We start from the raw sequence: 4,986 nt of genomic DNA on the forward strand, positions 1-4,986 counted from the left end.
TTCCGGCGATCGAGATTTTGCGGTCGCAGCGCCCAGATCTCTTGAGTGGCGATGCCGAAGTCAGCGTGGCCGATATCCGATAGCGCTGGGACTTGCGCGATGCCAATAGCGCAAGCTCAGCTGAATCTTGTCTTGTCCGGCCCGCGAAAGAATTCCATCAGCACGGCTTGATCCTCGCCGCCTAGCGCTGCTGCGGTGAGCATTCGATGAATTTCGAGGCAGAGCGCCGTCAGTGGCATCGAAGTGTTGGATTGCCTGGCCAGGTCTTGGACCGAGGCCAAATCCTTGACCATGTTGTCGATGCGGCCTGTGCGTTCATAGTCTTTACGAGAGAAGCGCAGCATGTAGTCTTGAAGCACGACGCTGTCCGCACGCCCTCCTTTCAATGCTTTCGGAAGTTTTCGACGTCCAAGCCTGCATCGCTGGCAAGCTGCGTTGCCTTTGCTTTGGGCAGCAGAAGCCTGATCGCCGGCTATATGAGCTAGCCACGCTGGCCGCATTGCGCGAGCGCCTTCGCTCTGCGGATATCTGGGTGGAGGGCAGCCGCTCGTTCCGCCCGATCGACGAGCACCTCATGCCGAGAACGACGTTCACCACCATAAAGGAGGAGGATCGGCTTGGCCTTGGTGTGGAAAGTGACGGTGCCGCTTGGCTGAGCGAAGTAAAGCAGGTGCTGGACTTCAATCTGAAGCGCCTTGCCTATCGCGCTCGTGCTGGCAAGCTTGGGGGCGTGCGGTTGGAGGGGGGAACGCTGATCCTCACGCCGACGCCCGGTGATGTTCCCGCAGAAGCCGAAGAACTGAACGCAGAGATCAGCGACATGTATCCGCTGGTCGAGGTTCCCGACCTGTTGAGGGAAGTGCACGAGTGGACGGGATTTGCCGATCACTTCACACATGTCCGTACGGGCGACGCTCCAGGGAATGTCTCTGCTATGCTTGCCGGCATCCTGGCCGATGCAACCAATCTCGGTCCGAAGCGGATGGCCGGCGCATCCAAGGGCATCAGCGCCCATCAGATTGGCTGGATGCGCACCTTTCATGCCCGATCAGACCGCGTCGTCCGACGGACAGTTCTTCCGTGCGAGCGACCGAGCAGCAAAACGCGGCGACGTCAATCTGCACTATGGCAGCGAACCGGGATCGAAATTCTACAGTCACCTGTCGGACCAGTACGGCTATTTCAGCATCCTGCCCATCAGCCCCACGGAAAGCGAAGCGGCCTATGTGCTCGATGGCCTATTCGATCAGGAAACGATCCTGGACATCCATGAGCACTTTACGGATACCGGTGGCGCGAGCGATCACGTCTTCGGGCTGTTCGCCCTCATCGGCAAGCGCTTCGCGCCACGACTGCGCAACCTCAAGGATCGGAAATTCCACATATTCGAGAAGGCCGACGCCTACCTGGCGTTGACCAACCACATCGGCGCGCCGATCAACACCGCGCTGATCCTTGACCATTGGGACGATCTGCTCCATCTGGCAGCCTCGATCACGACGCGCGCCGTCGTCCCCTCGACCATCCTCAAGAAGCTCTCGGCGTCTCCGAAGGAAAGCCAGCTGGCCAAGGCGCTGCGGGAACTCGGCCGGATCGAGCGATCACTGTTCATGATCGAATGGTATTCGAGCCCGGCATTGCGCCGGCGATGCCAGGCCGGCCTCAACAAGGGCGAGGCAGCGCACAAATTGAAGCGCGCGGTGTTCTTCCATGAGCGCGGCGAAATCCGCGACCGCTCATTCGAGAGCCAGGCATTCCGCATTTCCGGTCTCAATCTCGTCGTCAGCGCCATCGTCCATTGGAACACCGTCTATCTTGACCGCGCAACCATACACCTGCGCATGGCGGGTCGGACTATCCCGGATGGAGTGCTCAAACACATCTCGCCGCTCAGTTGGGAACACATCAACCTCACAGGCATCTACACCTGGGATTCTGAACACCAGATGCCCGAAGGCTTCAGAACGCTTCGCTTGCCAGCACCAATCCGACGGGCGGCGTGATGTTCATATTTCGTTCAGCCTTAGCGTACGATTCTGAACAGCTCTTGTTCTGACCCCGATCTGGTCCGGAAATCACGAGACCCAAGCAAGCTCAGTTCACGCTTCGTTCGACCTTAGCGTTTGAGCAGCTCCTTGTTCTGACCTCCAGGTGGTAGACATGTCTTCGCCCGCGGACGCACCGACGTGACGGGTTCCGGTTTCAGCTTGGCATTTCGGAGCGGTTGAAACGCCCGCCAGCAGGTCCTCGACAAGAAACGAGCTCAACTGCCGCCGGCTGGAGAGGCGTGCAGTCTTGCTGGAGCTGAAGGATTGGTCGCAGGTCGCAAAAAACGAGAGTCTCACAGCTGAGACTAAAAAACGAGAGTCTCACAGCTGAGACTTGAGACTAAAGAGACATCAGACGGGTAGCCTCGCGTCAGAACGCAACTCTGGCCCCTGATCGCAGAGTGGCACGACCCTTGCTTCCCTTCTGGAGCGACGTTCACGCAGCTTAGTGTAGAAGCGGGATGAAAGAATATGGCAGGACATAAACAAAGTTGGGCGCCACCACGACGTGTGGCAACACACATCTCGCGTGACGATTTGATTGCGCTGCTGACAGTTTTTTGCTCTTTAGTTCTTATATCCATTTTCGTGTATGTATTCATTGCATGGTCTACGATGCTGTCTATGACTTCGTCCGCAATGTTTCCAAAATATGACTTTGTCGGCCTGAAGCACTATGTAATTCTATGGAATATGGCCCGATGGCAGGTAGCAGTTTATAATCTTCTTGTATTCGGAGTACTTTACATAACGATAACAATAATACTTGGCCTTCTCATCGCCTTATCTCTCGACCAGAGAGTGAGATTTGAGGGCCTATTTAGGGGCATCTTTCTCTATCCAATGGCGATCTCTTTTATCGTGACTGGAACGGCCTGGAAGTGGATTCTCGATCCTCGTCTAGGCATTGAAAAGGCAGTCCGTGACTGGGGCTGGTCGGACTTCGAAATGGACTGGATCGTCCGGCCCGAGACCGCGATCTATACCCTAGTCATCGCCGCAGTCTGGCAGAGCTGCGGCTTTTCCATGGCAATCTTTCTTGCCGGTCTCAAAGGTGTTCCCGACGAGTTGGTTAAAGCTGCGGATATCGACGGCGCTTCGCGATGGCAAGCCTATCGATATGTCGTCCTCCCCACCCTCACGCCTTATCTCTTCAGCGTCGTAACGCTACTTGTCTTCCAAGCTGTCAGGACATTCGACCTCGTAGTGGCTATGACCGGTTCCGGGCCTGGGTTCTCATCAGATCTACCGGCGCCTTTCATGTATCAATTCGCGTTCGGGCGGAACCGGCTCGCCCTCGCCGCAGCCAGCTCGGTCATGATCTTGGTCGCCGTCGCGGGAGTCATGGTGCCTTACATGATCTGGCAACTGCGTACCGAAAACCGCGATGCACGGTGACGATCGATATGAAGTTCAGACTTAAGCACTCCCTTTCCAAGTCGCTTCCGTATGCCGTTCTACTCGCGGGAGCCGCATATATGTTGATCCCCCTGGTCGTCATGATCTTTACGTCCTTTAAGACTTTGCCTGAAATCCATAGCGGAAACATTTTCATACCACCTTCGACTCCCTATCCGGGAGCTTGGTCTCAGGCTTGGTCGCAAGCGTGCGTTGGTGTCGAGTGTCCAGGACTGAGACGGTTTTATCTGAACACTTTTTTGATCGTTGTGCCTGCGGTAATACTATCAACTTTGATCGGCGCATTAAATGGATATGCGCTGACCAAATTCGACTTTCCCGCGAAGAACGTTATATTCGGGGTCATTCTTTTCGGCTGCTTTACGCCCTATCAAGCCGTCCTGATCCCAGCCGCCAAGACACTGAGTATTATCGGTCTGTCTGGAAGCATTGGCGGGCTCATTCTAATCCATACTATATATGGCTTGCCGTTCACGACCATGTTCTTCCGGAATTATTATGTGACGGTGCCAAGCGAACTAGTGAAAGCAGCAAAGATCGACGGAGCAGGGTTCTTCCTGATTTTTGCCTACATCCTGATCCCCATCTCCGGGCCGATGATCGTCGTGGTCGTAATTTGGCAGTTTACAAGTATATGGAATGATTTTCTTCTGGGTTCATCATTCACATTTGGGTTAAATGCGCCTATCATGGTTGCAGTTAACAATATCGTTAACACTGGTACCGGCGATCGCCCGTACAATCTTCATATGGCAGTCGCAATAATTGCTGCCATTCCGACGCTTACCGTGTATATACTGGCTGGCAAGTATTTTGTCCGAGGCTTGATGGCTGGTTCTGTCAAAGGCTAATTATCATGGCGCATGCTCTTTCAATCAGTCGTGTCACAAAATCATTCGGAAAACTAAATGTTCTCCGTTCCGTGTCGGTCGATGCAGAACCCGGGGAATTTCTTGTCCTAGTGGGGCCGTCGGGGTGCGGGAAATCTACCCTGCTCTCGATCATCGCCGGCCTGGAGAAGCTTTCGTCAGGGCAAATTAGTATCGGCGGGGAGATTGTGGACAATCGCAGTCCCAAAGACCGTGATATTGCGATGGTATTCCAGTCTTATGCCCTCTATCCAAGCATGACAGTGCGAGACAACATTTGCTTCGGTATGAAGGTTCGGGGCGTGGCGCGAAACCGCCAGGAAGAGGCTCTCGCAAAGGTTGCCAAGCTTCTTCAACTGGAGCCGTTGCTCGCTCGGCGTCCAAGCCAGCTATCGGGAGGCCAGCGACAACGTGTCGCGATCGGTCGTGCGCTCGTCCGGAACCCGAAAGTCTTCCTATTCGACGAACCGCTCTCCAATCTTGACGCCAAGCTTCGCATCGAAATGAGAACGGAGATCAAACGACTACATCAACGGCTTGGCGCAACAATCGTTTACGTCACGCATGACCAAGTCGAGGCAATGATCCTGGCCACCAAGGTGGTAGTGATGAACGGCGGAGAAATCCAACAGGTCGGTTCTCCGCAGGAG

The 4,986-nt window shown here is 54.9% G+C and carries 3 protein-coding genes and 2 pseudogenes; 4 read left to right on the forward strand and 1 reads right to left on the reverse strand.

From position 1 onward, the window contains the following. Positions 1–116 precede the first annotated feature (116 nt). Positions 117–445: pseudogene (locus EOA13_RS36465) on the reverse strand (NAD-binding protein); the annotation flags it as partial. Between the two features lie 12 nt (positions 446–457). Here EOA13_RS36465 and EOA13_RS36470 point away from each other — a divergent pair. From EOA13_RS36470 to EOA13_RS36485, 4 genes and pseudogenes are all read left to right on the forward strand, one after another. Next, positions 458–2,003, forward strand: a pseudogene (locus EOA13_RS36470) (Tn3 family transposase); the annotation flags it as partial. 669 nt (positions 2,004–2,672) lie between these two features. Then, complete coding sequence (locus EOA13_RS36475) at positions 2,673–3,446, forward strand: sugar ABC transporter permease (RefSeq protein ID WP_245490598.1); 774 nt, start codon at positions 2,673–2,675, stop codon at positions 3,444–3,446. 80 nt (positions 3,447–3,526) lie between these two features. Beyond that, positions 3,527–4,318, forward strand: a complete 792-nt coding sequence (locus EOA13_RS36480; protein WP_245490599.1) for a carbohydrate ABC transporter permease — start codon at positions 3,527–3,529, stop codon at positions 4,316–4,318. Between the two features lie 5 nt (positions 4,319–4,323). After that, positions 4,324–4,986 (forward strand): ATP-binding cassette domain-containing protein (locus tag EOA13_RS36485; protein ID WP_127297968.1); only part of this gene is annotated, 663 nt, incomplete at its 3' end.

This window comes from Mesorhizobium sp. M7A.F.Ca.US.011.01.1.1, assembly GCF_003998295.1.
In the GTDB taxonomy this organism is placed as follows: domain Bacteria; phylum Pseudomonadota; class Alphaproteobacteria; order Rhizobiales; family Rhizobiaceae; genus Mesorhizobium.

Excerpts from the sequence above, each read along its gene's own strand:
- EOA13_RS36475 (WP_245490598.1), top strand. The coding sequence starts at position 2,673 with ATGACTTCGTCCGCAATGTTTCCAAAATATGACTTTGTCGGCCTGAAG.
- EOA13_RS36480 (WP_245490599.1), top strand. The coding sequence starts at position 3,527 with ATGTTGATCCCCCTGGTCGTCATGATCTTTACGTCCTTTAAGACTTTG.